At 66.3% G+C, this 26,588-nt stretch carries 28 protein-coding genes; 10 read left to right on the top strand and 18 right to left on the bottom strand.

Going from position 1 to position 26,588, the window contains the following annotated elements:
* Nucleotides 1-32: 32 nt before the first annotated feature.
* From murC to LC083_RS10295, 15 genes are all read right to left on the bottom strand, one after another.
* Nucleotides 33-1,454, bottom strand: a complete 1,422-nt coding sequence (gene murC, locus LC083_RS10365) for a UDP-N-acetylmuramate--L-alanine ligase (RefSeq protein ID WP_222554410.1) — start codon at nucleotides 1,452-1,454, stop codon at nucleotides 33-35.
* Nucleotides 1,451-2,647, bottom strand: coding sequence for an undecaprenyldiphospho-muramoylpentapeptide beta-N-acetylglucosaminyltransferase (gene murG, locus LC083_RS10360; RefSeq protein ID WP_222554411.1), 1,197 nt, complete (start codon nucleotides 2,645-2,647; stop codon nucleotides 1,451-1,453). The genes murC and murG overlap by 4 nt, the downstream gene beginning before the upstream one ends.
* Nucleotides 2,644-3,903, bottom strand: a complete 1,260-nt coding sequence (locus LC083_RS10355) for an FtsW/RodA/SpoVE family cell cycle protein (RefSeq protein ID WP_226700791.1) — start codon at nucleotides 3,901-3,903, stop codon at nucleotides 2,644-2,646. Before LC083_RS10355 ends, murG begins: the two co-directional genes overlap by 4 nt.
* Before the next feature lie 5 nt (nucleotides 3,904-3,908).
* Nucleotides 3,909-5,204 (bottom strand): UDP-N-acetylmuramoyl-L-alanine--D-glutamate ligase, encoded by a 1,296-nt coding sequence (gene murD / locus LC083_RS10350; RefSeq protein ID WP_226700325.1) that lies wholly within the window; start codon nucleotides 5,202-5,204, stop codon nucleotides 3,909-3,911.
* Nucleotides 5,201-6,271, bottom strand: a complete 1,071-nt coding sequence (gene mraY, locus LC083_RS10345) for a phospho-N-acetylmuramoyl-pentapeptide-transferase (RefSeq protein WP_160606249.1) — start codon at nucleotides 6,269-6,271, stop codon at nucleotides 5,201-5,203. Before mraY ends, murD begins: the two co-directional genes overlap by 4 nt.
* 18 nt (nucleotides 6,272-6,289) lie before the next feature.
* The gene (locus tag LC083_RS10340) at nucleotides 6,290-7,756 is read right to left on the bottom strand and encodes a UDP-N-acetylmuramoyl-tripeptide--D-alanyl-D-alanine ligase (protein WP_226700324.1); all 1,467 of its coding nucleotides are present in this window, start codon (nucleotides 7,754-7,756) and stop codon (nucleotides 6,290-6,292) included.
* Entirely contained in the window at nucleotides 7,753-9,225 is a 1,473-nt protein-coding gene (locus LC083_RS10335; RefSeq protein ID WP_226700323.1) for a UDP-N-acetylmuramoyl-L-alanyl-D-glutamate--2,6-diaminopimelate ligase, read from the bottom strand. Before LC083_RS10335 ends, LC083_RS10340 begins: the two co-directional genes overlap by 4 nt.
* Nucleotides 9,222-10,925 carry a peptidoglycan D,D-transpeptidase FtsI family protein gene (locus LC083_RS10330; protein WP_160606498.1) on the bottom strand — a complete coding sequence of 568 codons (1,704 nt, stop codon included), beginning with the start codon at nucleotides 10,923-10,925 and terminating at the stop codon, nucleotides 9,222-9,224. The genes LC083_RS10335 and LC083_RS10330 overlap by 4 nt, the downstream gene beginning before the upstream one ends.
* A 41-nt stretch (nucleotides 10,926-10,966) precedes the next feature.
* On the bottom strand, nucleotides 10,967-11,479 hold the full coding sequence (locus tag LC083_RS10325) for a hypothetical protein (protein ID WP_226700322.1): 513 nt from the start codon (nucleotides 11,477-11,479) through the stop codon (nucleotides 10,967-10,969).
* Nucleotides 11,479-12,417, bottom strand: coding sequence for a 16S rRNA (cytosine(1402)-N(4))-methyltransferase RsmH (rsmH, locus tag LC083_RS10320; protein WP_160606246.1), 939 nt, complete (start codon nucleotides 12,415-12,417; stop codon nucleotides 11,479-11,481). Before rsmH ends, LC083_RS10325 begins: the two co-directional genes overlap by 1 nt.
* A complete protein-coding gene (locus tag LC083_RS10315; RefSeq protein ID WP_160606496.1) occupies nucleotides 12,414-12,899 on the bottom strand; it encodes a division/cell wall cluster transcriptional repressor MraZ in 486 nt (161 codons plus the stop codon). The genes rsmH and LC083_RS10315 overlap by 4 nt, the downstream gene beginning before the upstream one ends.
* A 337-nt stretch (nucleotides 12,900-13,236) precedes the next feature.
* On the bottom strand, nucleotides 13,237-13,992 hold the full coding sequence (locus tag LC083_RS10310) for a GldG family protein (RefSeq protein ID WP_226700321.1): 756 nt from the start codon (nucleotides 13,990-13,992) through the stop codon (nucleotides 13,237-13,239).
* Nucleotides 13,970-14,335, bottom strand: a complete 366-nt coding sequence (locus LC083_RS10305) for a hypothetical protein (protein ID WP_160606244.1) — start codon at nucleotides 14,333-14,335, stop codon at nucleotides 13,970-13,972. The genes LC083_RS10310 and LC083_RS10305 overlap by 23 nt, the downstream gene beginning before the upstream one ends.
* Nucleotides 14,336-14,367: 32 nt before the next feature.
* Complete coding sequence (locus LC083_RS10300; RefSeq protein WP_226700320.1) at nucleotides 14,368-15,384, bottom strand: cysteine synthase A; 1,017 nt, start codon at nucleotides 15,382-15,384, stop codon at nucleotides 14,368-14,370.
* 42 nt (nucleotides 15,385-15,426) lie between these two features.
* On the bottom strand, nucleotides 15,427-15,744 hold the full coding sequence (locus LC083_RS10295) for a 2Fe-2S iron-sulfur cluster-binding protein (RefSeq protein WP_160606242.1): 318 nt from the start codon (nucleotides 15,742-15,744) through the stop codon (nucleotides 15,427-15,429).
* Between the two features lie 81 nt (nucleotides 15,745-15,825).
* Here LC083_RS10295 and LC083_RS10290 point away from each other — a divergent pair, with 81 nt between their 5' ends.
* The 3 genes from LC083_RS10290 to LC083_RS10280 are packed head-to-tail and all read left to right on the top strand — an operon-like array spanning nucleotide 15,826 to nucleotide 18,330.
* Entirely contained in the window at nucleotides 15,826-16,443 is a 618-nt protein-coding gene (locus tag LC083_RS10290; protein WP_226700790.1) for a DNA-3-methyladenine glycosylase family protein, read from the top strand.
* A gap of 26 nt (nucleotides 16,444-16,469) precedes the next feature.
* The gene (locus LC083_RS10285; RefSeq protein WP_226700319.1) at nucleotides 16,470-17,276 is read left to right on the top strand and encodes an SDR family oxidoreductase; all 807 of its coding nucleotides are present in this window, start codon (nucleotides 16,470-16,472) and stop codon (nucleotides 17,274-17,276) included.
* Between the two features lie 10 nt (nucleotides 17,277-17,286).
* A complete protein-coding gene (locus LC083_RS10280) occupies nucleotides 17,287-18,330 on the top strand; it encodes an alpha/beta hydrolase (protein WP_226700318.1) in 1,044 nt (347 codons plus the stop codon).
* Here LC083_RS10280 and LC083_RS10275 read toward each other — a convergent pair.
* Entirely contained in the window at nucleotides 18,327-18,620 is a 294-nt protein-coding gene (locus tag LC083_RS10275) for a 4a-hydroxytetrahydrobiopterin dehydratase (protein WP_222554422.1), read from the bottom strand. The two genes, LC083_RS10280 and LC083_RS10275, sit on opposite strands and share 4 nt — an antisense overlap.
* A 54-nt stretch (nucleotides 18,621-18,674) precedes the next feature.
* Between LC083_RS10275 and ccmA the strand changes: the two genes are divergently transcribed.
* A complete protein-coding gene (ccmA, locus tag LC083_RS10270; protein WP_226700317.1) occupies nucleotides 18,675-19,256 on the top strand; it encodes a heme ABC exporter ATP-binding protein CcmA in 582 nt (193 codons plus the stop codon).
* Nucleotides 19,253-19,912, top strand: coding sequence for a heme exporter protein CcmB (locus tag LC083_RS10265; protein WP_224832118.1), 660 nt, complete (start codon nucleotides 19,253-19,255; stop codon nucleotides 19,910-19,912). The genes ccmA and LC083_RS10265 overlap by 4 nt, the downstream gene beginning before the upstream one ends.
* Nucleotides 19,913-20,013: 101 nt before the next feature.
* On the opposite strand, the gene map is transcribed toward LC083_RS10265, so the two are convergent.
* Both map and LC083_RS10255 read right to left on the bottom strand, forming a co-directional pair.
* Complete coding sequence (gene map, locus LC083_RS10260; protein WP_226700316.1) at nucleotides 20,014-20,844, bottom strand: type I methionyl aminopeptidase; 831 nt, start codon at nucleotides 20,842-20,844, stop codon at nucleotides 20,014-20,016.
* 40 nt (nucleotides 20,845-20,884) lie between these two features.
* A complete protein-coding gene (locus LC083_RS10255) occupies nucleotides 20,885-21,715 on the bottom strand; it encodes a PdaC/SigV domain-containing protein (protein ID WP_226700315.1) in 831 nt (276 codons plus the stop codon).
* Between the two features lie 43 nt (nucleotides 21,716-21,758).
* Here LC083_RS10255 and LC083_RS10250 point away from each other — a divergent pair, with 43 nt between their 5' ends.
* From LC083_RS10250 to glnA, 5 genes are all read left to right on the top strand, one after another.
* Nucleotides 21,759-23,147: a leucyl aminopeptidase family protein gene (locus LC083_RS10250; protein ID WP_226700314.1), complete on the top strand. Its 1,389-nt coding sequence runs from the start codon at nucleotides 21,759-21,761 to the stop codon at nucleotides 23,145-23,147.
* A 77-nt stretch (nucleotides 23,148-23,224) separates the two neighbouring features.
* The gene (locus tag LC083_RS10245) at nucleotides 23,225-23,578 is read left to right on the top strand and encodes a hypothetical protein (protein ID WP_226700313.1); all 354 of its coding nucleotides are present in this window, start codon (nucleotides 23,225-23,227) and stop codon (nucleotides 23,576-23,578) included.
* Nucleotides 23,571-24,497: an N-acetyl-gamma-glutamyl-phosphate reductase gene (gene argC / locus LC083_RS10240; protein WP_226700312.1), complete on the top strand. Its 927-nt coding sequence runs from the start codon at nucleotides 23,571-23,573 to the stop codon at nucleotides 24,495-24,497. Before LC083_RS10245 ends, argC begins: the two co-directional genes overlap by 8 nt.
* A 241-nt stretch (nucleotides 24,498-24,738) precedes the next feature.
* Complete coding sequence (locus tag LC083_RS10235) at nucleotides 24,739-25,077, top strand: P-II family nitrogen regulator (protein ID WP_160606231.1); 339 nt, start codon at nucleotides 24,739-24,741, stop codon at nucleotides 25,075-25,077.
* 59 nt (nucleotides 25,078-25,136) lie between these two features.
* The gene (gene glnA, locus LC083_RS10230) at nucleotides 25,137-26,546 is read left to right on the top strand and encodes a type I glutamate--ammonia ligase (RefSeq protein ID WP_222554430.1); all 1,410 of its coding nucleotides are present in this window, start codon (nucleotides 25,137-25,139) and stop codon (nucleotides 26,544-26,546) included.
* Nucleotides 26,547-26,588: the final 42 nt, after the last annotated feature.

Raw genomic sequence — 26,588 nt, 5'->3', positions numbered from 1 at the left:
GTCCCAGTTGAAGACGTCGTCGGGCTGCTCCATCACGCGCCGCGCTCCTTGGCGATCGCGTCGGCAAGCCCGGCGGCCCATTTCGTGATGTCGCCCGCGCCAAGGCACACGACGAGATCGCCCTGCTGGACCTCCCCGGCCAGTTGCCGGGCGAGATCATCACGGTCGGTCACCGTGGCGACGGAACGGTGGCCCCGCGACTTGATGCCGGCGGCAAGCGCTTCGGCATCGACACCGGGGATCGGGTCCTCGCCCGCGGCATAGACGGGCGTGATGTAGACGAGGTCGGCCTCGTTGAAGGCGCTCTGGAAGTCGTCCATCAGATCGCGCAGTCGGGTGTAACGATGCGGCTGCATCACCGCGATCACGCGGTTGCCGGTCGCTTCGCGCGCGGCGCCCAGCACGGCGCGGATTTCGACCGGGTGGTGGCCGTAATCGTCGATGACGGTCGCCTTGCCGTCGCGCGTGGCGACTTCGCCAACCTTCGTGAAACGCCGGCGCACGCCGCCGAAGCTGGAAAAGCCGTTGCAGATTACATCGTCGGGGCAGCCCATCTCGATGGCGACCGCAATCGCGGCGAGCGCGTTCTGCACGTTGTGGCGGCCCGGCATCGGCAGGGCCACATTCTGGATCCGGCGATCTTCCTCGCCGCGCTGGCGGACGATCACGTCGAAGCGGTTGCCGCCTTCGTGCGGCTGCACGTTGACGCCGCAGATGTCGGCTTGGAGGCTGAAACCGTAGGTGATCACGCGGCGGTCGCGGACCTTGGCGGTCACGGCCTGCACTTCCGGGTGATCGATGCACATCACCGCCGCGCCGTAGAAGGGCACGTTGTGGATGAATTCCACGAAGGCGTCCTTCACCCCGTCGAAATCGCCGTAATGGTCGAGATGTTCGGGATCGATGTTGGTGACGACCGCGATCGTCCCGTCGAGCCGGAGGAAGCTGCCGTCGCTCTCGTCCGCTTCGACCACCATCCAGTCGCTGTCGCCGAGGCGCGCGTTGGAGCCGTACTGCTCGATGATGCCGCCATTGATGACGGTCGGATCGATATTGCCCGCATCGAGCAGGGCCGCGATCATGCTGGTCGTGGTCGTCTTGCCGTGCGTGCCCGCGACCGCGATGGTCGACTTGAGACGCATGAGTTCGGCCAGCATTTCGGCGCGGCGCACCACGGGTATGCGGTTTTCCAGCGCATGGGCGACTTCGGGATTGGTCCGGCGCACGGCGGTCGAGGTGACGACCACGGCCGCGCCTTCGACGTTTTCGGGCTGGTGCCCGATCTTCACCGCAATGCCCTGTTCGCGCAGGCGTTCGACCACCGGGCTTTCGTTGATGTCGGAGCCCTGCACCGTGTAGCCGAGGTTGTTCATCACTTCCGCGATGCCCGACATGCCGATGCCGCCGATGCCGACGAAATGGATGGTGCCGATGTCGGTTGGTACGCCCTTCATTCGGCCATCTCCCGGTTCGCGCCCTGCCCCGCCGGGATCCCCTGCGACGCCCCGCGGGCATTGTTTCCGCCGACGCGGATGACGTCCATCATGTCCGCCCCGCCGAAGCTTTCGACGAGGTCGGCGAGGTCTTCCACCGCCTTGGGCCTGCCGCAGTTCCACGCCGCATGGGCGGCATTGGCGAGCCCCTTGGGATCGTCCGCCAGCACGCGGATCTGCTTGGCGAGTTCCTTCGCCTCGAAACGGTCCTGCCGGATCATGCGCGCACCGCCTGCCTTGACCATCTCGCGCGTGTTGGCGGCCTGGTGGTCGTCTGTCGCGATAGGCAGCGGCACGAGGATCGCGGGCCGGCCCACGGCGGTCAGTTCGGCAATGGTTGAGGCGCCTGCGCGCCCGATGAACAGGTGCGCATCGGCAAGGCGGCTCGCCATATCCTCGAAATAGGTGGCGAGTTCTGCCGGAATACCGTGGCTGCGATAGCGCTCGCGGACATTGTCGAGGTCTTCGGCGCGGCACTGCTGGGTGACCTGCAGCCGGTCGCGGATGGCAGGGGGCAGCATCGCCAGCCCGTCAGGCACGATTTCGGACAGCACGCGTGCGCCCTGGCTGCCGCCGGTCACGAGAACGCGCAGCAAGCCGTCTTCGCCGAATGCGGGAAACGGTTCGTCACGCAGCGACAGCACGCCTGCGCGCACCGGATTGCCGACGAGGTGGACCTTGCCTTCATGCTTCGGCTTGAGGCGCTGCACGTCGGGATAGGCCGTGGCGATGGCGTCCACCCGGCCCGACAGCAGGCGGTTCACGCGGCCAAGCACGGCATTCTGTTCGTGCACCACGGTGGGGATGCCCGCCGAGGTCGAGGCGAGGATGGCGGGAAGCGAGGGATAGCCGCCGAAACCCACGACCGCGCTCGGCTGGAAGCTGTCGTAAAGGCGCAGCGCCATGCTGCGACCTTGCGCAACGGCCCGCGCGCCCTTCAGCCAATGCAGCGGGTTCTTGCCGAACCGGCCTGCGGGCAGGACGTGGGCGGGCATGAAATCGGGCTTGCCGGGGATTTCCGCCCCGCGCTCGTCGGTGATCAGCGCGACGTGATGGCCGCGCCGGTCGAGTTCGGCAGCAAGGGCGAAAGCGGGCAGCAGGTGGCCGCCGGTCCCGCCGGCGGCAAGCACGTAATGTCGGTTGGAAGCACTCATTGGTAGATATCGCGCGTCACACGCACCTGTTTGGTATCCATCGGTTCCGCCTGCCCTAAACCGAGCAGGTCGCCAAGCCCCCGGGTCGACCTTTTCAGGAACGGATTACGCCGCGTAATCGCGATCAGCAGGCCGATGCCGAAACACACTGCGATGGTGGACGAACCGCCATAGCTGATCAGCGGTAGCGTCATGCCCTTCGAAGGGAAGAGCTGCAGGTTGACGAGGATGTTGATGAAGGCCTGCCCGCCAAGCAGCGCGGCAAGGCCGGTGCCCGCCAGCAGCGCGAAAAGGTCGTCCTCGTCGATCAGGCGCATCAGCACGCGAATGACCATGCCGAGATAGAGCAGTACGATCACCGCGCAGGCGATCAGGCCGAATTCCTCGCCGATGACGGAGAAGATGTAGTCGGTGTGCGCTTCGGGCAGGCTCATCTTGCGGATGCCGAGGCCGTATCCCGCGCCGGTCCACCCGCCAGCCAGCAACGTGCGGCTGGCAAGGTCGACCTGATCGAATGCCGTACCGCCGCCGAAGAAGGAATCGATGCGGTGGCGCGCGTTGTCGTAGAGGAAATAGGTCGCGGTGATGCCGACGATGCCGCCGCCGATGACCGCGCCGAGCCGCTTTACCGGAATGCCCGCGACCAGGATCATCACCAGCCACATCCCGGCAAACAGGATCGCCTCGCCGAAATTTGGCTGCAGCATCAGCAGGCAGAAGATGAGGCCCGTGAGCGCGGTGGATATACCCAGCACCGGCAGGTTCGGATCGCGCATCCGCCAGGCAAGGATCCACGCCATCCCCACGGCGAAAGCGGGCTTCAGGAATTCGGACGGCTGGAACTGCATGCCGAGCCAGATCCAGCGCCGCGCACCGTTGATCTCCACCCCGATGAAGGGGACGACGAACAGCAGCGCGAGCATGGCTGCACCCAGCAGCAGGGCAAGCCGCCGCGCGTTCTCGCGGCTGAGCATGGACACGCCCAGCAGCACGGCCAGCGCGATCGCCTGCCAAGCGAGGTGGCGGTAGAAGAAGTAGAGCGGGTCGAGCGAGGTCGCCGAGGTCGACAGGCGGTCCGCACTCGCGGGACTGGCCGCAGCGACCGCAATCGTGCCGAGCGTCATCATCAGCAGCACAAGGCCGAGCAGCGCACGGTCGATCTCGCGCCACCAGATCTTCAGTTCGCTCCAGCGCGACAGCTTGCCCGCTGGCATATGCGCAGGCTTGCGTTTCGCGCCGGGGACGAAGGGCTGCATGGTGCTCATTTCAGCCCCTCCACAAGCGCGCGGAAATGGTCGCCGCGCGCTTCGAAATCGCGGTACTGGTCGAAGCTGGCGCAGGCGGGCGAGAGCAGGACGGTATCGCCCGCCTCTGCCTTCGCTGCGGCAGCGCTCACCGCGCGGTCGAGCGTCTCGCACTGCTCCACCGGAACGCGGTCTTCGAGCAATGCGGCGAAGTCGGGTCCGGCCTTGCCGATAGTGTAGGCGGCTTTCACGTGGCCGAGTTCCGCCTCGCACTCGCCCAGCCCCGGCTCCTTGGCGAGCCCGCCGAGGATCCAGTGGATATTGTCGAAGGCCGCCAGCGCGGGGGCAGAGGCGGCAGTGTTGGTGCCCTTGCTGTCGTTGACATAGGCGACGCCGGAGATTTCAGCGACGCGCTCCATGCGATGGGCAAGGCCGCGGAAACTGGCGAGCGCAGCATTCACTGTCGGTCGGTCGACGCCGAGGTCGAAAGCGACAGCCCAGGCCGCATAGGCGTTCTGCGCATTGTGCGGACCCTGCAGCGACGGGGCATCATCGAGGTCGAGAAACGCGCTGTCCTTCGTCCCATCTGCAAGCGTGGTCACTTCTCCGGGCCCGTCGATCTGCCTGATCGCCTCGGCAATGTCCGGATCGCAGCTGGCATCGACGCCGGTATGCCCTTCCGACTGCATGACGAACAGGCGCAGCTTCGATGCGCGATAAGCCTCGAACCCGTCGTACCGGTCGAGATGGTCCGGCGTCACGTTGAGCAGCACTGCCACATCGCAATCGAGGGAATAGGTCAGGTCAATCTGGTAGCTTGACAGCTCCAGCACATAGACGCCGCCTTTAGGCAGCGGCTCCTGCTCTAGGATCGGGAGGCCGATATTACCGCCCATGGTGGTCGGCACGCCTGCGGTCTTGAGGATGTGGTGGACCAGCGCGGTGGTGGTCGACTTGCCGTTGGTGCCGGTGATGCCGACGACCTTGTGCGGCGGCAGGTCACCCCGCGCCTGCGCGAATAGCTCGATATCGCCGATGACCGGCACACCGAAGCTGTCCGCATGCGGCTTGATCGGGTGGGTGTTGAGCGGAACGCCGGGGCTGACCACCAAACCCGCATAGCCGGTCAGGTCCGCTTCCAGCGGGTCGCCGATGGCGCAGCGTCCGGCATAGGGCTCGCGTGCCTCGGCGCGGTCGTCCCACACCAGCACGTCGGCTCCGGCGGCAAGCAGCGCTTCGACCGTCGCCCGACCGGACCGCGCGAGGCCGAGCACCGCGTATCTTTTGTCCTTCCAGGCAGGCGAGGTGATCATCGTAGCTTGAGCGTCGCGAGCCCCAGGAGTGCGAGCACGATGGCAACAATCCAGAAGCGGATCACGACCTTGCTCTCGGACCAGCCGAGCTGCTCGAAATGGTGGTGGATAGGCGCCATGCGGAAGACCCGCTTGCCCGTTCGTTTGAACCAGAAGACCTGGATGATAACGCTCAATGCCTCGAACACGAACAGCCCGCCGACGATGGCGAGGACGACCTCGTGATGCGTTGCCACTGCAATCGCACCCAGCGCGCCGCCAAGGGCCAGTGAACCCGTGTCACCCATGAAGACCGCAGCCGGCGGCGCGTTGAACCACAGGAAGGCGAGCCCCGCGCCCATGATCGCAGCGCAGAACACGGCCATCTCGCCGGCACCCGGCACGTGCGGGATGCCGAGATAGGCGGAATAGTCCACGCGGCCGACAAGATAGGCGATGATGGCGAAGGTCCCTGCCGCGATGATCACCGGCATGGTCGCCAGCCCGTCCAGCCCGTCGGTCAGGTTCACCGCATTGCCCGCGCCCACGATGACGAAGGCGGCAAAGACGAAATAGAACCAACCCAGCTCGATACCGAAATCATTGACGAACGGCACGTAGAGGAAGGTGTTGATCTGGCTGACGATGATCCAGCTGGCAGCGCCTGCCACGATGAATTCGAACAACAGGCGGGTACGGCCCGACACGCCCTTGTGGCTGGCCTTGGACACCTTGTCGTAATCGTCGAGGAAGCCGATCAGGCCGAACCCGCCGGTTACGGCAAGGCAGGCCCAGATGAAGGGGTTCGACAGGTCCATCCACAGCAGCATGGAAATGAACAGGCTGACGAGGATCATCAGGCCGCCCATGGTCGGCGTGCCGCGCTTGGCGAGGTGGGTCTGCGGCCCGTCTTCGCGGATCGGCTGGCCCTTGCCCTGGCGCACGCGCAGCATGTCGATGAAGCGCGGGCCGATGACGAGGCCGATAAGCAGCGCGGTCAGCAGCGTCGCACCCGCACGCGCCGTCTGGTAGCGGACCAGGTTGAACAGGCCTTCGAAATTCAGGTACTCGGCAAGGAGGTAAAGCATCGGGCCGCGCGGGGCCTCCTATTCAGGGCGAGTGAAACGGTCCACGAGCCGGCCGAGACCGACCGAATTGGAGCCTTTCACCAGCACCGCGTCGCCCGACACGATGCCGAAATCCTCGAGCAGCTCCATCGCCTCGTCGGCGGTCTGGCAATGCTCCCACTCAAGCGGCTTGCCAAGCGAGTTCAACACCGGTTTCCCCAGTTCGCGGGCCAGCGCGCGCATCTCGTCGCCCACCAGCACCGCATAGTCGATGTCGGCGGCGATCACGTGCTGCGCAAGGTCGGCGTGGAACTGCGGGCCGAAGTCGCCAAGCTCCTTCATCGCGCCCAGCACCGCAATGCGGCGGGTGGACGGCGTGGCGCCCAGCTGTGCGAGCGTTGCGCGCATGCTGGCGGGGTTGGCGTTGTAGCTTTCGTCGATCAGCAGCGCCTTGCCGCCCGGCGCGTCGATCCCGTGGCGGGCACCGCGACCCTTGAGGCCGCCCATCTCGGCAAGCGCGAGGCCGGCAGCCGCCATGTCGCCGCCCGCTGCCCTTACGGCAGCCATCACGGCGAGCGAGTTGATGATCCAGTGTTCGCCCGGCTCGGCCACGGTGTAGCACAGGCGGCCGGTATCGAATTCACAGGTGACGAGGCTACCGCCGTTGGCGCTGGGGATGGCATCGAGCAGGCGCATGTCCGCATGGCGCGCCTTGCCGAAGCTGACGATCCTGGCGCCGAGACGCTCGGCGGCGGCGCGCAATTGTTCGTAATGGGGCGTGTCGGCGGGGATGACCGCCGTGCCGCCCGCCTCCAGCCCGGCAAAGATTTCCGCCTTGGCGTCGGCGATGGCCTCCATCGAACCCAAATTCTCGATATGGGCGGGCGCGATCGTGGTGATGACCGCGACATGGGGGCGCACCTGCGTGGTCAGGCCCTCGATCTCGCCGGCATGGTTCATACCCATCTCGAACACGCCGAAACGGCTGCGGGCACCCATGCGCGCTAGGCTGAGCGGCACGCCGACATGGTTGTTGTAGCTGCGGGTCGAACGGTGCGCCGCCCCGCGGCTGGCGCGTTCGAGCGCAGCGAAGATGGCTTCCTTGACGCCCGTCTTGCCGACCGATCCGGTGACCCCGATGATACGCGCCTGCGTACGTTCGCGGGCAGCGCGGGCCAGCGCTTTCAGCGCCTCGGTCGTGTCCTCGACCAGGATGTGCGGATAGTCGACCGGGCGGTCCACCAGCGCGGCGACCGCGCCGTTGGCGAAGGCCTTGTCGAGGAAGCGGTGGCCGTCCATCGCCTCGCCCTTCAGCGCGACGAACAGATCGCCGTGTACCACGTCGCGGCTGTCCATCTCGACACCCGCGACCTGGAAATCGCAGCTGGCCGTGCCGCCCGTCGCCTCGGCGATGGCGCGGGCATCCCACAGCGTCAGCGGCAGGCGGTCGCGCGGGTCGGCAGGCCAGTCGATGAAGGCCGGATGGCGCAATATGGCAGCGCTCACGCGTCACCTCTGGCGAGTGCGGCAGCGCATTCGCGCGCGACTTCCACATCGTCGAAGGGCAGCACCTTCATGTTCTCTCCCAATCCGATGATCTGACCCTGTTCGTGTCCCTTGCCCGCGACGAGCACGATGTCCTCGGGACCGGCCTCGCCGATGGCGGCGCAGATGGCGTCTCGGCGGCCTGCTATCTCGCGGGCACCCACCGCGCCTTCAAGGACGGCGCGGCGGATATCCGCCGGGTCTTCCCCGCGCGGATTGTCGTCGGTGACGATGACCACGTCGCTCGCCTTGGCGGCAGCTTCGCCCATGGGTGCGCGCTTGCCGTGGTCGCGGTCGCCGCCAGCACCGAAAACCGTGATGAGACGGCCCGTGACATGAGGACGAAGCGCGGCGATGGCCGCCTCGATCGCGTCGGGCGTATGGGCGTAATCGATATAGACCGGAGCACCCGAGGGCGCGATGACCGCGCGTTCCAGCCGCCCGCGCACGGGCTGCAGGCGTGCTACACCGTCCCACACGCGGCCGGCATCGATACCGGTTGCAAGCGCGAGGCCCGCGGCAACAAGCGCGTTCGAGACCTGGTAGGCACCGATCAGGGGCAGGTTGATGGTCCGCTGCGCCCCGGCATGTTCGACCGTCAGCGACTGGCCGAGCTGCGTGGGTTCGCGCTTGACGAGGCGGATGTCCTCGCCCGTCTCGCCGACCGTCATGACCGCAAGGCCGCGTGCCTTGGCGTGTTCGACCACGCGCGCATTCCATTCGCTGCCGTCGAGCCACACCACCGCGGTCGCGCCGTCCGATGCAACCTCGTCGAAGAGGCGCATCTTGGCGGCGAAATAGTCTTCCATGTCCTTGTGGTAATCGAGATGGTCGCGGCTGAAATTGGTGAAGGCAGCCGCTTCGACCGGCACGCCTTCGTTCCGCGATTGGGACAGGCCGTGGCTCGACGCTTCATAGGCGACATGCGTCACGCCTTCGCGCGCCAGGCCGCTCATGTTCGACAGGAAAGTGACGATGTCGGGTGTGGTGAGGCCGGTAGAGACGCTCTCGTCCGGGGTCGTGACCCCCAGCGTGCCGATGCTGGCCGCACGCTCGCCCGCCATGCGCCAGATCTGGCGGGTCATTTCTACGGTGGAGGTCTTGCCGTTGGTGCCGGTGACCGCAACGATATGGTCGGGCACGGGGGTGAAGAAGTGTGCGGCCAGCAGGGCGAAGGCCTTGCGCGGTTCGTCGGCGGCGATGTGGAGTGCGCCTTCTACCGTTGCCTCGGGCCGCGCGACGACTGCGATAGCGCCAGCCTCGATGGCGGCAGGGATGTAATCCTCGCCATTGGAAACGCTACCGCGAAACGCGCCGAAGACCGTGCCGGGCGCGACCTTGCGATTGTCGATCGCAAAGCCCGTCACGCTGGCATCGCCCCCTTCGGGACACGCCATGCCAGCCTTTTCACACAGCCTTGAAAGCTTCACTCCTGCGCCTCCGGGATCAGCGGCTTGATTGCCGAGATGTCGATGTCGCGCGTATCGTCGGGGCGCACGCCGATCAACGGCCCGATGCGCGGTACGAGCCGGCCCACGATGGGCGCTGCATTCCATGCGGCAGTTCGCTGGAAGCTGGAGGCGACAGTGCCCTTGGGCTCGTCGAGCATGGCGATGATGACGTAGCGCGGGCGGTCCATCGGGAAGGCCGCGGCAAAGGTCGATACGAGCGCGGTCTTGCGGTAGCCGGCCGAACCGCCGGGCTTTTCGGCAGAGCCGGTCTTGCCGCCCACGCGGTAACCGGGAGCATCGGCATTGCGGCCAGTGCCGTAGACGGCGATGGCGCGCATCATCTGGCGCATCCGGCTGGAGGTGGAAGCCTTGAACACGCGGCGACCCTTGGGCGCTTCTCCTGCGCCCAGCTTCTTCAGCGTGGCGGGACGCCAGACACCGCCGTTGACCATGGCGGCATAGGCGCTGGCGAGGTGAAGCGGGGTGACGGCGATACCGTGGCCGAAGCCGACGGTCATGTTGGTCAGGCGCGCCCAGTCGCCGCGCGGCCAGAGCGGGAAGCCCTTGGCCGGCAGTTCGATATGCGGACGCTCGTTCATGCCCATGTCGATCATGTACTGGCGCAGGCGCTCAGGCCCCATGTCGTCGGCGATACGGGCGGTAGTGGTGTTGGACGAATGGATGAGCGTTTCCACCGCGTTGAGCGTCGGGCCCATCGCGTGGCTGTCCTTGATGGTGAAGCGGCCGACCTTCACCGGCGATGCGTCGTAGCGCTTGCCGAGGTCGCGGATCGTGCCGGAATCGATCGCGGCCGCCACGGTCAGCGGCTTGAAGGTCGATCCCAGTTCGTAGACCTGGTTGGTCACGCGGTTGAACATCAGCGCCTGGCCGCGTTCGTCGATCTTGTTGGGGTCGAATTCGGGAAGCGAGGCCAGCGCGAGCACTTCGCCCGTATCGACGTCGAGCACGATGCCCGCACCGCCCTGCGCCTGCGTCAGCTTCATGCCGCGGCGCAGTTCGTCTTCCAGCGCGCCCTGCACGCGCACGTCGATCGACAGCGCGACCGGCGTGCCGCGAGTGGCGGGATTGCTGAGGTGGTCGTTCAGGACCTGCTCCATGCCGACGCGACCCGTGCCGTCGGCAGCGACATAGCCGAGCACGTGCGCGCCCATCGCGCCCTGCGGATAGTGGCGGTCTTGCTCCATCGGCACTTCGAGGGCGAGCTCGCCGATTTCCTGCACGCGATTGGCTTCTTCCGGCAGCAGGCGGCGGCGCAGGTAGCCCTGCTTGCCCGACGCGAGATGCGCGGTCAGCTTGTTCTCGTCGAGGTCAGGGAAGATCGCGACCAGCTTGCGCGCCACTTCGCGCGGCGAACGCACCAGCGGATCGCCGTCTTCGCCCAGCGCCTTGGGATTGAACCACAGGGCATAGGCCGGGAAAGCGCGGGCCAGCGGCACGCCGTTGCGGTCGGTGATCTCGCCGCGCGGCGGCAGCAAGGCATCGGCCAGCGAGGTGGCGCGGGCGCCCTCGCCGTTCATGCCGAGATAGGAAATGCGCATCAGCGCGACCATTGCGGCCAGCGCGAAGGCCAGCGCGATCCACAGCACGCGCCAGCGCGCCAGGTCGAGCGAGCGCTGGCGCAGCGTGACGAGCTGCACCCGCCCGCTTGCAACCGCCATGCTAACCGCGCCGGGCCCGCCATGGATGGCGGAAAAAGCGTTCACCGAGCCACCTCGGCAGCGGCAAGCGTGGCATTGCCCGGCTGCGACAGGCGCTGGGCAAGCGTGGTGGCGAGGCCGTTTGCGACTTCACGCCGGGCGCCGGCGGGAGGTTGTTCCTCCTCGCCGAGCCAGTCCCCGAAGAGGCTCTCTTCGTTATCACCCTGGCTGACAGGGCGGAGCATGGCGACACGAATGGGCTCCGGGGCATCCATCCCGCGCGGCGAGCCGAGCGCGGCGAGCTGGCGTTCCTGCTCGACATACTGGTCGGCCCGGGGGGCGGAATATCCGAACTCGACCTGGTTCCAGGCGGCGAGCTGCTGCTGGCTGGCGCGGGTCTGGAACTCGGTTTCGAGCATCAGCTTGGCGCGTTCGGCAGCGATGATCTGGCGTTCGACAAGGCGCACGTCGCTCTTCACCGCGTTCACCTTGAAAGTGAGCGCGAGGAGCACTGCAAGGCAGGCGCCGAGCGAGAGGAGCCAGCCGATCTGGCGCAGGCGGGAAGACCGGGCCATCATGCCGCCTCCCTCGCTTCTGTGGCCGTGCGCGTGGCATGGCGCAGGACCGAGGAACGGGCGCGCGGGTTGCGCTCGATCTCGGCATCGGTCGGCTTGATTGCCTTGGAAACCTTGATGAAGACCGGATCGCGCTGCGCCGCCTGTGGGACGTGACGCGAGGCGCTTGGGGTTGAGGATGCCTCGCGCAGGAAGCGCTTGACGATCCGGTCTTCGAGGCTGTGGAAGCTGACCACCGCGAGGCGGCCCCCTTCGCGCAGCAGGTGTTCGGCGGCGGACAGCCCCTGGGACAGTTCGTCGAGCTCGCCGTTCACGTGAATCCTGATGGCTTGGAAAGTGCGGGTGGCCGGGTCCTTCTTGTCATGGGGCTTGTGCCCCAAGGCGCTGCGCACCACGCGCGCCAGTTCGCCGGTCGTCTCCAGCGGGCGCGCGGCGACGATGGCGCGGGCCACGCGGCGCGACTGGCGTTCCTCGCCATAGCGATAGATGACGTCGGCAATCGCCGCTTCGTCGGCGGTATTGAGAAAATCTGCCGCGCTTTCGCCGTCCTGGCTCATGCGCATGTCGAGCGGACCGTCCGCGGAAAAGGCGAAGCCGCGCTCCGCCTGGTCAAGCTGCATTGAAGACACACCGATATCCATCACCACGCCATCGACTCGCGCCACCCCGGTCGACGTCATGACGTCGAGCATTTCGGAGAAACGGTGCGGATGGAGAATAAGGCGCGGCGGGTTTTCCCCCGTCTCGCGCCAGGTGCGACCCGCAGCAATTGCGTCGGGATCCCGGTCGAAGGCATGGACCGTTGCGCCGCGCTCCAGGAGCGCGCGCGTATAGCCGCCCGCACCGAAGGTCGCGTCGATGACGACGTCGCCCGGCTGCGGGTCGAGAGCCTCGATCACTTCGTCGAGGAGGACGGGGATATGGGGCGCGGCGCTCATTTGCCCTTCGCCTTCGCTTCGGCGAGGAAGCTTTCGCAGGCTGCCTTCGCGCCCGCCCATTCATCGTCCATCTTGGCCAGTTCGGCGGGGTTCCATAGAGTGAAGAAGCGGCCGCCGCCCTGGAAGTAGAGCCCGTCCTCGATCTTGCCGAGCGCGCGCAGGTGCTCCGGCATCACGAAGCGACCGCTGTCGTCGAAGGGCATTTCGATGAAGCCGAACAGCTGGCTGGCACGGGTGTCGCGGTCGAAATCCCTGCCGAGGCGCACGGCCATTTCTTCCTCGCGGTCGAGCTGGTCGTTGAGCTCTTCCTTGCGCGACAGACCGAAGCCGACGAGGCAGTCCCACTTGTTGTGCTTCATCAGGCACAGCACGCGACCGTCGCTGGATTCCTTGAGCGCCTTGCGGAAGACCGGCGGAAGCACAAAGCGGCCCTTGTCGCCCGCAGGCGAATAGGCTTGTCCGCTGTACCCTCCGAATTGCACCTACCCCGTCCCCGGCTCGTGTTCGACACATGGCCCCGGACACACCTCCCCCGTCCCGGGCGAGCAAGGCTCGACCGGCTCGCCCAACCCATTGATCGAGCGCGCAAAGACACTGGCTGTCCGATGTCAGGTAGATTTATCGCGGGAGACGCGGGGATGGAAGGGAAAATTGCGGGAAATTACGGGATAAACCAGCAATACACTGATTTATAACATGTTTTTACCGAAAAAGCTTGTGGGCAATCTTACCACATCCTTAAGCCAAGTCACGGAATTCCGCGGAGAATCGGGCGCGGTCCCGTGAATTCCCGGCATCCCTCCCGGGTTTTCCCGAGCCTTACCGGCTCCGGAGTCGCGCCAGCAGCGACTCGACTGCGGCACGGCGGTTTGCGTCGTCGCTTTCGGTGTCGAGGATGGCGGCATCCGCCAGCAGCAGCACGCGTCCCTCGCCCACGCTGCAATCGGCCAACAGGCCCTCGCCCACTATGGCGCATTCGGCATCTTCACCGTTCTGAGCCGTAACAAAGCGACCGGCCAGCCGCACGGGCACCGCCGCATCGCCGACCGTGACGACGCGTTCGTCCTCGCCCTGCGTGTCGTCAAATTCGAGCGCGAGACCCCAGCGTGCGAGGATGGGCGAGATCAGCACGACATCAAACGGGCGACGCGGATCGCCCAGCGCGAAATCGGAATGCTGGGTGAGGAAGGGGTCGGCCAGCACCAGCGCCCTGCCCCCGCCACGCACCCAGTCGTCGAGCGCGACGTTCTCTTCCGCCGACAAGGCGCGCGGCTGCGCGATCAGCAGCGTGTCGAGGCCGGAGATGGCACCGACTTCCAGCGTGTCGAGCGGCACCAGCTCGTGACGTTCCTCCAGCGCGGCACGAACCCAGGAAGGCTCCTGCGCCTCGGGTTCGAGCATGGCGGCGATGTCCTGCTGCTCGTTCCAGTAGATCGGCAGCGTGGTGAACAGCCCCAGCCGCTCTCGCGGCCCTTGGGCCTCTGCCTCGTCCGCCGCGCCGCCATCCGCCCCGCAGGCGGCGAGCAGGAGGGCGGCAAGCGGAGCTAGGAGGTTATTCGCCCGCAGGCGCGGCATTGCCCACACCCTGTTCGGGCACGGGGGCCGGACTTTGCGATGCGGTCGGGCTGGGCCCGGCCGGAAGATCGGGGACCACGCCCGCTTCCACCAGCGGGTCGGCCTGCGTGGGGCCGGCGCTCGGCTCGGTCGTGGAGGCAGCTTCCGGTACGGCAGCGGCATCGACTTCGCGGGTACGTTCCTGGACGAGGCTCGCAAGTCCGACGAGCAGGACCATCAGCACCACGCCGGCCACGCCGATCTGCATGCGATGAATGGCCTGCGCACGGGTGCCTCCGAGCGGAACCTCGGGAAGCTCGCCCGGCTCGGGCTTGCTGGTCGACAGATCGAAATAGCGCGGCATTCAGGAGATTCTGCGCTGCTTGGGGCGCGAGGTCAATCGGTGCCTTCGAGCCAGTCGAACACCGGCAGGCCCTTCGCCTCCAGCCAGTCCGCATTGTAGAGCGTCGAGAGATAGCGGAAGCCGGTGTCGCACAGGATGGTGACCACGCGCGGGTTTTCGCGGCCTTCGGCCACCAGCCGCTTGCCCAGTTCTACCGCGCCGCCGACATTGATGCCGCTCGACAGGCCGAGGCAAAGGCCTTCCTCGCGCAACAGGCGGGCGACCCACTTCAAGCCTTCCTCGTCGGAAACGCGGAACTGCGTGTCGATCGGCGCGCCTTCGAGATTGCCGGTGATGCGGCCCTGCCCGATGCCTTCTGCAACCGAAGACCCTTCGGCCTTGAGTTCGCCATTGGCGTAGTAATTGTACAGCGCCGCGCCGTGCGGGTCGGTCAGTGCGATGACGACATTCTCGTCCAGCTCCTTGAGACCCATGCCGACGCCGGCAATCGTGCCGCCGGTGCCCGCGGCGCAGGTGAAGCCGTCGATCCGGCCGCCGGTCTGGTCCCAGATTTCCTTCGCCGTGCCTTCGATATGCGCCTTGCGGTTGGCGGTATTGTCGAACTGGCCCGCCCAGATAGCGCCCTCGATCTCGTCGGCCATGCGGCGCGAGACGTGCTGGAAATGGTTGGGGTCGGCGTATTTGGTCGGCGGGACGAGGACCAGCTCTGCGCCGAGCGCGCGCAGGGTCTGCATCTTTTCCTTCGACTGGTTGTCGGGCATCACGATGATCGTGCGATAGCCCAGCGCATTGGCGACCAGTGCAATACCGATGCCGGTGTTGCCGGCCGTGCCTTCGACCACGGTGCCGCCGGGCTGCAGTTCGCCCCGCGCTTCTGCATCGCGGATGATGTAGAGCGCGGCGCGGTCCTTCACCGAGGCGCCGGGATTGGCGAATTCGCACTTGCCATAGATGTCGCAGCCGGCTTCCGCGCTCGGCCCTTCGAGGCGGACGAGCGGCGTGTTGCCGATCAGGTCGAGCGTTCGCTCGCGAATGGGAATTGAAGTCATGGTCGCTGAGGTAGGCGCGCGGCCCCTACCTCGCAAACAACATCAATCTTCAGGGGCGATAGTAACCTTCATCCCGTCGAGGTCGCCGGTGAAGGGGATCTGGCACGACAGGCGCGAGGTTTCGGTGCGATGGTCGGTCGATTCGAGCAAGTCGTCCTCGTCCTCGCTCATCTTGGGGAGCTTGTCGGCAAAGGCCGGGTCGACATGGATATGGCAGGTCGCACACGAACAGCAGCCACCGCACAGCGCCAGCAGCTCGTCGAAGCCGTTGTCGCGGATCGCTTCCATTACTGTGAGGCCGTCCTCGACCTCGATCTCGCTCGTCTCGCCTTCGCGGGTGGTGACGATCAGCCTGGGCATCGATTGCGTATCCTTGTTGCCTCGCCCGCCTTGCGGGCCCTATGCCGCGTGCTGCTATTCAAAGTGACGCGGGAGCGCAAGGTGGGCCTGACCAATTCGCAATTGCGCGAGCATCTCGATGCCGTTGCCGCGCAGGACAAGGTGGTGGCCGGCGCGCTGGAGCGCTGCGGCTATCCCGAGGAACGCATCCGCCCGACCGGCTATCGCACCCTGCTGCGCACCATCGTCGGCCAGCAGGTCAGCGTGGCCGCCGCCGCCTCGGTCTGGAACAAGCTGGAGGCCGAACTGGGCGAGGACATGCACGCCCACGAACTGCTTGCCCGCGATTTCGACACGCTGCGCGCCTGCGGCCTCTCGCGCCAGAAACAGGGCTATGCCCGGTCCCTGTGCGAACTGGTGGCAAGCGGCGAACTTGAATTCGACAGCCTGCCTGAAGACGACGAGGAAGCCATCGCCGAGCTTACCCGAATCAAGGGCATCGGGCGCTGGTCGGCGGAAATCTACCTGCTGTTTGCCGAAGGGCGGCAGGATATCTGGCCGGCGGGCGACCTTGCCGTGCAGGAAGCGGTGGGGCGCCTGCTCGACCTGCCTGCGCGGCCTAGCGAGAAGGAAACCCGCACGCTGGGTGATCGGTGGAAGCCCTATCGCGGGGCGATGGCCATCTTCACCTGGCACACCTATAACAACGCGGCGCTGTGAGGGACGCACAAGGGGAGAGATATTCGATGAGCCAGCGTAAGGCCATTTTCATCACCGGCGGCGGATCGGGTATCGGCCGCGCCATCGCGCTCAAGTTTGCCTCGGAAGGCTGGTTCGTCGGCCTCGGCGATATCGACCAGCGCGGCATGGACGAGACGCTGCAGCTGATCGAGAACGGCTTCACCTACACGCACAAGTTCGACGTGCGCGACCGCGCGGCATGGGACACGGCGCTGGACGGCTTCTCCACCGCGGCAGGCGGGCGCATCGACGTGCTCGCGAACAATGCCGGCATCCCGCTGGGCGGTGCACTGATCGAGAACAGCACCGAGGAAATCGAGCGCTGTCTCGACATCAACCTCAAGGGTGTATTGTTCGGCGCGCAGGCGGCCTACCCCCACCTCAAGAAGACCGCGCCCGGTTCGTGCCTGCTCAACACCGCGAGCGCCGCGGGCATTTACGGCACGCCTGGGGCGAGCGTCTACACGGCGACCAAGTTCGGGGTGAAGGGCATTACCGAAAGCCTCGACGGCGAATGGGCGGATGATGGCATCCTCGTGCGCTCGCTGTGCCCCAGTTTCATCGACACGCCGCTGCTCGAACACGCGCCCAATGCGCAGAGCAACGAGGCGATCCGCCAGCGCGTGAAGGACGCGGGGCTGGAAATCACGCCGGTCACCGATGTCGCGGAAGCGGCCTGGGTCGCGGTGCATGGCGACAAGCTTCACACGCTGGTCGGCAAGACCGCGCGCAGCCTCGCCTTCGGGGCGCGCTGGATGCCCGGCCGGGTGCGCAAGCAGACCCGCTCCAGCCTGAGGCCGCTCGGCCAGTAGGGAGCCGACCGTGGGAATTCGCCTCCTGCTGCCGCTTGCGGCACTAGCCCTCGCCGTGCCCGGTGCCGCGCAGCTTCCGCAGGCCGAACCTTACGTGCTGGGCCAGACTTACACGGTTTCAACCGAAATCCTCGAAGGCGAGAGCCGCAAGGTGACGGTGAGGCTGCCGGTGGAATACGAGGCTGAGCCCGAACGGCGGTTCCCGGTCGTCTACCTGCTCGACGGCGGGCCGGACCAGGACTTCGCGCATATCGCCGGCATCGCCCAGAGCCGCGAGATGAACTATTCGTTCGAGCCGTTCATCCTGGTCGGCATCCAGAGCGTGAACCGGCGGCATGAACTGGCCCCGCCCGTGGCCGACCCGCGCCCTTACGAGCAGTTCCTCAATGCGACGCCCGGCGGTTCGCCCGCGTACCGCCGCTTCCTGCGCGAGGAGCTGAAGCCGCTGGTCGAGGCGAATTTCCGCACCGACGGTCACGATACGATCATCGGGGAATCGCTTGCCGCGCTGTTCGTGGTCGAGACGCTGCTCGAAGACCCCGAACTGTTCGACGACTACATCGCGATCTCGCCCTCGCTATGGTGGGAGGAGATGAAATACGGACGCGAGGCAGCGGGCTATTTCGCGCGTCATCCGGCGGGTAAGCGCAGGCTCTACCTCACCACCGCGAACGAGGGCGACTGGCACCGCGAAGGGACCGAACGGCTGGTCGCGGCACTGCGCAGCGATGCGCCCGAGAGCCTGCGCTGGACCTTCGTGGACGCAGGCAAGAGCGAGACGCACGGCACCCTCCTCCACCCGATGGCGCTCGATGCCTTCCGCGCGCTCTACGGCACGCCCAGCCGCGAATATCGCGGCAGCCCGCTGATCGGCGGCCCCGCGATTACCGAGCGAACGGCAGAGGAAAAGGCGCTGCTCGAGCGCGAATGCACGCGCGACAACAGTCGCGCAATGACGCCGGGCACCGCCGAACGCGGGCGCGAGGCGCTCTATTACCGCTGCCTGCTGCTGGAACTCGGCCCTGCCCCGCGGGAAGGGACGCTGGGCGACTAGACCAGCGCGTCGATCTTCTTGGCCATGTTGACGTCGCGCAGGGACAGGCCGCCCGCGTCATGTGTGGTCAGGGTGATTTCCACGCGGTTGTAGACGTTGAACCATTCAGGATGGTGATCGCGCTTTTCCGCCATGATGGCGACGCGCGTCATGAAGGCAAAAGCCTCGGCGAAGTCGGAAAACTCGAACTTGCGTTCGATCGCAGCGCCGTCGCGAGCCAGCGACCACTTGGGCAGCGCACGCAGCCAGGTGGTGCGTTCTTCCTCGGTCAATTGTTCGACGGCGGCCATTTGCGAATCTCTCCTGCTTGTCGCTGCGGGCGCTTTTGCCTATCGCTCGCGCCCATGCAAGCGCGCCTCGCAGCAATGGACCTCGCCTGCCGCCGCGGCGAGCGGCTGCTTTTCCGTGGGCTGTCCTTTTCCTGCGAACCGGGCGCCGCGCTGCAGGTCGCGGGCGCCAACGGCATCGGCAAGTCGAGCCTCATCCGCATCCTTGCGGGCCTGCTGCGCCCGTTTGCCGGACAGGTCGAAAGCGAAGGCGCCATGGGTCTCGTCGACGAACGGCTGGCGCTCGATGCGAACCTGCCGCTGGGGCAGGCACTCGGATTCTGGGAAAGCCTCGACGGGTGCCGCGATGCGGGCCGCGCGTTCGAGGTCCTGCAACTCGACCCGCTGCTCGACGTGCCCGTGCGCTACCTGTCCACCGGGCAGAAGAAACGCGCCGCGCTCGCCCGCCTGCTCAATCGCAACTGCCCGATCTGGCTGCTGGACGAGCCGCTGAACGGGCTCGACACGCAGGCGATGAAGAGCGTGGAGGCACTGGTGGCGCTGCATTGCGGGCGCGGCGGCATCGCGGTCGTCGCCTCGCACCAGCCGATGGCGCTGCCCGACCCGCAGAAGATCGACCTCGCAAGGTTCTCGGCATGAGCGGGTTTGCGACCCTGCTGCGCCGCGATCTTGGCCTGCTATTGCCCGGCGGGCGCGGCGGCGCGGGCGTCCTGCCGCTGTTGTTCTTTCTCGCCGTCGCCATGCTCTACCCCTTCGCGGTCGGACCCGATGCGCAATTGCTCGGTCGGACCGGCGGCGGCGTAATCTGGGTGGCGGCGCTGCTGGCGGCGATCCTGCCGCTCGAAAAGCTGGTGTCGGGCGATCTGGAGGCCGGGGTGTTCGACCAGCTGGCCCTGCGCGGTGTGAGCGAGGAATGGGCCATGGCCTCGCGCCTCATCGCGCACTGGCTCGCCTTTGCGCCGTTGCTGCTGGTCGCGACCCTGCCTGCTGCCGCCCTTCTCGGCCTGTCCGGCGAGACGACGCGGACGGTGCTTCTCGGCCTGCTCGCAGGCACACCGGGACTTGCTGCCGTTGGACTTGCCGTCGCGGCGCTGACAGCCAGCCTGCGCGGCGGCGCGGCCCTTGCCGGACTGATGGTCATCCCGCTCGCCGTGCCGATCCTGATTTTCGGAGCCGGTAGTCTTGCCCGCCCCGATCCGAGCGGGATCCTGCTGACCGCGGCTATCAGCCTCGGCCTGTGCGCCCTTGCCCCGATTGCCGCAGGCGCGGCGATCCGGGCTGCACGCGAAAGCTGACGGGACCTAAGGCACGCGGTGTCGCAAGGGCGACCGCCCGCCCGAGCCTTTGCGAGGTAGCCAAGCAGTGCGGACGCACTCCGCCCGGCGACTGAGGGCGCTTACGAATAAGGCGGCTTGTGGAGGCCCTTGGGGCTTTCGGTGAAGATTTCCACGCCGTTCTCGGTGATGCCGATCGAGTGTTCGAACTGCGCCGAGAGCGACTTGTCGCGCGTCACGGCGGTCCAGCCGTCGCTCAGCATCTTGGCGTGCGGACGGCCGAGATTGATCATCGGTTCGATAGTGAAAAACATCCCCGGCTTCAGCAGCGGGCCGGTGCCCTTGCGGCCGGTGTGGATCACTTCGGGTGCGTCGTGGAACAGGCGACCGAGCCCGTGGCCGCAGAATTCCTGCACCACGCCGTAACGGTTCTGGCGCGCATGCGCCTCGATAACCGCGCCGATATCGCCGAGGCGGGCACCGGGCTGCGAGGCCGCCTCGATGCCGAGCATGAGGCATTCATAGGTCACGTCGACCAGCCGCTTGGCCTTCAGCGGAACGTCGCCGACGAGATACATCCGGCTAGTATCGCCGTGCCAGCCGTCGAGCAGCGGGGTCACGTCGATATTGATAATGTCCCCGTCCTTGAGCGCCTTGTCGCCCGGGATGCCGTGGCAGATCACGTGGTTGATTGAGGTGCAGCAGCTGTGCGCATAGCCACGATAACCCATGGTCGCGGGCACCGCGCCGCCATCCAGCGTCATGGTCCGCACGAGATCGTCGATCTGGCCGGTAGTCACGCCCGGCTTCACGAAATCGGTCAGCTCGTCGAGGATCTGCGCAGCCAGTCTCCCGGCCTTGCGCATGCCTTCGAAGCCTTCCGGCCCGTGGAGCTTGATGGTCCCGTCGCGGTAGACGGTCTGTTCGCTGTCGATCACCTGGTATTCGGTCATGGCCGCCACATAGCGATGCCAGCGCGAAATTGCGAGGGGATCAGCGCGCGACGCGAAACGCCTCGGCGAATTCCGGCTTCACCGCGTCGAGGACGGAGGCGGTGACGGGAAAGTTCAGCTCGTAGGCTCCCTCGGCATAGGAGCCGGCCACATAGGGGCCGAAATAGATGCCGATCCGGTCGAAATGCTCACCGTCGGAAGAGCCGACGAAGACGCTCGCCTCGTCGAGGCCCGGGCAATCGTCGAAGATGCCCCCGGCTGCCCTGTCCACCTTGATGCCGCGCTTGCGCTCGCGCTGGCGGTCGAGCGCGTCGCACAGCTTGCGACCCAGCGCATTCTCCAGCGTGACAGGCGACTTGAATAGCGCGATGCCGTCCACGCCCTCGCCAGTTTCACGGTTCCACACGAGCGAACTGCGGCCGTAATTGCCGTGCGCCCCGCCGGTGAAAACGTAGAGGTCCTGCGACAGGCTCAGCCAGCCGGGGATGTCGGCGACGACCTTCCATTCGACCTCGTAGCCCCGGTTGACGCAGGAAATGCAGCCTTCGGGCGAGGTGGCCAGTGCTTCGGCCCATTCCGCCTTCTGTTCGGCCAGCGCCTTGTCGCGCTCGGCAGTCAGGCGCTGGGCGAGCGCAGGGGTAGCCGACACGGCAGACGGCCATTTGTAGGCGAACTCGCGTACCGCCTCGCCTTCCTTGTCGTTGTCCTCTAAGTCCACCGCCTTCGCGGTGCCGGCGGTCGTTGCCCCGGCATCCTCCTCCGCGTCCGCAGTCGCGGCAGGAGCTGGTTCGTCCGCCGCGTTTTCGCCTGGAGATTGCGAGCAGGCGGCACTCGACAGGGCGAGCGAAATCAGGAACAGGCGTGTGCGCATCTCATTTCCATGCCCGAGATCAGATTAGTACGGGGTGAACTTCATGGCCGATACCGCCGCTCTCATCCAGCCCGACCAGGGCCAGGACGCAACGCTTATCCACCTTGTGAACAAGGACGGGTTCGAAACCTTTGCGAAGAAGCTCTCCGCACCCCAGCGTGCAGCGCTCAAGGCGCAGAAATTCGACGGCAGCGGATACCAGGTGGGCATCGTGCCCGATGGCGACGGCTGGTTCGCGGTCGGCGGCGTGGCCAATCCCGACAAGCTGACAAGCTGGTGCATGGCCAAGCTGGCCGAAGTCCTGCCCGAAGGCACCTATCGCCGCGCCGAAGGCCAGCCCGGCCCGGCGCTGCACGGCTGGCAGACCGCGCAATACCGCTTCGAACGCTACAAGAAGCCCGAACAGCCGGTCGGCCCGCGTATCCTGCTGACCAAGGAAGCCGGCAGGATCGAAGGCGCCATCGCAGAAGCGAAGGCGATCTGCCTCGTGCGCGATCTCGTCAACACGCCGGCCGAGGACATGGGCCCGGCAGACCTCGAGGACCAGGTGGAAAAGCTGGCCAAGCTCCATTCGGCCAAGGTCAGCGTGACCAGGGGCGACGCGCTGGAGCGGGATTATCCCATGGTCCATGCGGTCGGGCGCGCTGCGGCTCGCAGCCATGCACCGCGCCACATCCACCTCACCTGGGGCAAGGAAAGCGATCCCGTGCTGGCGATCGTCGGCAAGGGCGTGTGCTTCGATTCCGGCGGTCTCGATGTGAAAAGCTCTGCCGGCATGCTGCTGATGAAAAAGGACATGGGCGGCGCGGCCCATGCCATCGCGCTGTCCGGGCTGATCATGGGTGCCAAGCTGCCGGTGCGCCTGCACCTGCTGGTCCCGGCGGTGGAGAACGCCATTTCCGGCAACAGCTTCCGTCCGGGCGACGTGCTCAAGACGCGCAAGGGGCTGACCGTGGAGATCGGCAACACCGATGCCGAAGGCCGCCTGATCCTGGGCGATGCGCTGACCCGTGCGAGCGAGGAGAAGCCCGACCTCGTCATCGACTTCGCCACGCTGACCGGCGCGGCACGCGTGGCCCTCGGCCCCGACTACCCTGCCCTGATGACGCGCCGCGACGAAACCGCGCAGGCGCTGATCGAGGCAGGCAAAGCCAACGATGACGAGCCGTGGCGCCTGCCCCTGCCCGAAGCCTATCGCGAATGGCTCAACTCCGACATCGCCGACACGAACAACGCCCATGCCAATTCCTTTGCCGGGGCGAGCGTGGCGGGACTGTTCCTCGACAAGTTCGTGGGTGAAGGCATCGACTGGGCGCATTTCGACACTTTCGCATGGCGTCCGATGCCCAAGCCGGGGCGGCCCAAGGGCGGCGATGCCTATGGCCTGCGCGCCGCGTGGCACATGCTTAAGGCGCGCTATGCGGGGACATGAGGGGCAGCCGTCTTGCGGGAATGGCCAAGCGCGGCTAAGCGCGCGGGCTTGTATCCAATAGCATGACATCCGGTTTCGTGAGCGAGCATACCAGCTATTCCCTGCCCGAAGGCATCGTCGGACTGAAAGGTCCGGTCACCCGGCCTGCGCCCGGGACGCTGCCGCTGCGCGGAGATCTGGCGCATATCGCGCTCGCCGGACGCTATCTGGCAGCGCATTATGTCGTTCCCGTGAAACGCCGGGTCGGCGATGCCGACGTCGTCCTGAAAGTGGGCATGCGCGACGATGCCGACAATGGCGCAACGCTGTCCGCCGGCAGCGACGTCGAACTGCTCGACATTGCCGGCAACTGGGCGTGGATCGCGGTCGGACCGGACGGGCCGAGCGGCTACGTCCACATCGCCGCGCTGGCTGCCGAAAGCGGTGCATAAGGTCTTTATCGACGGCGCGGCCGGGACCACCGGCCTCGAAATCGCCGCACGGCTGGAAGGCCGCAGCGAATTCGCGTTGATCACACTCGACAACGAACGCCGCAAGGACGCCTCCGCCCGCCGCGAGGCGCTTAACGAGGCCGATGTCGCCATCCTCTGCCTGCCCGACGATGCCGCGCGCGAAGCAGTCGGGCTGATCGATCCGGCCAGCGGCACGCGGGTGATCGACGCATCGTCCGCGCATCGCACGGCCGAGGGCTGGTGCTACGGCTTTCCCGAGCTGGTCGGCGCCGACCGCGTGGCCGACGCTCGCCGGATCAGCAATCCGGGCTGCTACCCCACGGGCTTCCTCGCCCTTGTCGCGCCGCTGGTGCGCGAGGGCCTGCTGCCCGCCGACTGGCCCTATACGGTCAATGCCGTCAGCGGATATTCGGGCGGCGGCAAGGCGCTGATCGAACGCTTCGAGGCCGGAGGCGCGCCCGCCTTCCGCGCCTATGGCTACGACATGGCGCACAAGCACCTGCCCGAAATGAAGCGCCACGCCGGGCTCGAGCATCCCGTGATCTTCGCCCCTGCCGTGGTCCCCGCCTATCGCGGCATGATCGTGGAAGTCCCGCTACATCTCGGCGCAATGGCCACCGATCCCGGCGCCGATGCCCTGCGCGATGCGCTGCGGGCGTTCTACGCCGGATCCGAGGTCGTGACCGTCCGCGAGGCGGGGGTGCCGGGCGAACTGCTGCTGGAACAGGATGCCGCGCCGTGGGACGGGATCGAGCTTGCGGTGTTCGGCAATGAGGGCGGCTGGAACGCGCGGCTGGTCGCGCGGCTCGACAATCTCGGCAAGGGTGCGAGCGGGGCTGCGGTGCAGAACCTCAACCTGCTATGCGGCCTTCCCGAAACCGCCGGCCTGCAACTTTAGCCCTGCCTAAAATTTAGGCACCACCCGACTGCGCTTTAGGCAGCGGCAGCGCGCAAATCAGCCCCGATTGCGCAGTCTTGGCAAAACCCTTGCCTAAAATGACGCAATCCCGCCGCAGGGCTTGCCGAATCCCTCCCGCACCGCCATCGCGCCGCTTGGCACGATTCTTGGAACACCGCGCGCAAGCGCGCATTCGTTCACCAGGGCGCGCGCAATTCTGACCAGGCGGGAAACAGGCCACGTGAAAAAGATCGAAGCGATCATCAAGCCCTTCAAGCTCGACGAGGTGAAGGAAGCTCTGCACGAAATCGGCGTGTCCGGCATCACCGTGACCGAGGCCAAGGGCTTCGGCCGCCAGAAGGGCCACACCGAGCTGTATCGCGGCGCCGAATACGTCGTCGATTTCCTGCCCAAGGTGAAACTCGAAGTCGTCGTGACCGACGACATCGCCGAACGCACCGTCGAAGCGATCGCTGCCGCCGCGCAGACCGGCCGCATCGGCGATGGGAAGATTTTCGTCTCGTCGATCGAAAGCGCGCTGCGCATTCGCACCGGCGAAAAGGACGAAGACGCAATCTGAGCTACCTGCCCGGCAATCCGCCGGGCGCAACACGAACTACCCCATACGGAGGCAATACAATGGCTAGTGCTAAGGACGTCCTCAAGCGCATCAAGGACGAAGGTATCGAGTGGGTCGACCTGCGCTTCACCGATCCCAAGGGCAAGTGGCAGCACCTGACCATGGTCGCCAAGATCCTGGGCGAGGACGAGTTCGAGGACGGCCTGATGTTCGACGGTTCGTCGATCGCCGGCTGGAAGGTCATCAACGAATCCGACATGATCCTGAAGCCCGACCTCGAGCGCGTCTACATCGACCCGTTCAGCGCCGAGCCGATGATGATCATCTTCTGCGACATCGTCGAACCCTCGACCGGCGAATGGTATGCCCGTGACCCGCGCACCACCGCCAAGCGCGCCGAAGCCTTCCTCAAGTCGACCGGCATCGGCGACACCATCTACGTCGGCCCCGAAGCCGAATTCTTCATGTTCGACGATGTCCGCTTCGAAGACGGCTATGCCGGCTCGGGCTACGCCATCGACGACATCGAACTGCCGACCAACACCGGCAAGGAATACGAGAGCGGCAACCTCGCTCACCGTCCGCGCGCCAAGGGCGGCTACTTCCCCGTGGCCCCGGTCGACAGCGCCGTCGACATCCGCGGCGAAATGGTCTCGACCATGATCGAAATGGGCCTCAACTGCGACAAGCACCACCACGAGGTGGCCGCAGCGCAGCACGAACTCGGCCTCACCTTCGGTACTCTGGTCGAAACCGCCGACAACATGCAGATCTACAAGTATGTCGTGCACCAGGTCGCCCACATCTACGGCAAGACCGCGACCTTCATGCCCAAGCCGATCAAGGCGGATAACGGCAGCGGCATGCACACCCACATGTCGATCTGGGACAACGGGAAGCCGACCTTCGCCGGCAACCAGTACGGCGGCCTGTCGGAAAACTGCCTCTATTTCATCGGCGGCGTGATCAAGCACGCCAAGGCCCTCAACGCCTTCACCAACCCGACCACCAACAGCTACAAGCGCCTGGTGCCGGGCTTCGAAGCGCCGGTGCTGCTGGCCTATTCGGCCCGCAACCGCTCGGCATCGTGCCGTATTCCCTACGGCACGGGCGACAAGGCGAAGCGCGTTGAATTCCGCTTCCCCGACGCGATGGCCAACCCCTACCTCGCCTATGCCGCGCTGCTGATGGCCGGCCTCGACGGGATCCAGAACAAGATCCACCCGGGCGAAGCCATGGACAAGAACCTCTACGACCTGCCGCCGGCCGAACTGGCCGACGTGCCGACCGTGTGCGGCAGCTTGCGCGAAGCGCTGGAATCGCTCGAAGCCGACCACGAGTTCCTGCTCAAGGGCGATGTCTTCACCAAGGACCAGATCGACGCCTATGCCGAACTGAAGTGGGAAGAAGTCCTGCGTGTCGAAACGACGCCCTGCCCGGCCGAATTCGACATGTACTACAGCGCGTAAGCACTGCAGCCCTCAAGCAGCGAAGCAGTAGGGCCGACAAGA

Source organism: Qipengyuania gaetbuli (assembly GCF_020524765.1).
Lineage (GTDB): Bacteria > Pseudomonadota > Alphaproteobacteria > Sphingomonadales > Sphingomonadaceae > Qipengyuania > Qipengyuania gaetbuli_A.
This window is presented reverse-complemented; position numbering and strand designations above follow the sequence as displayed.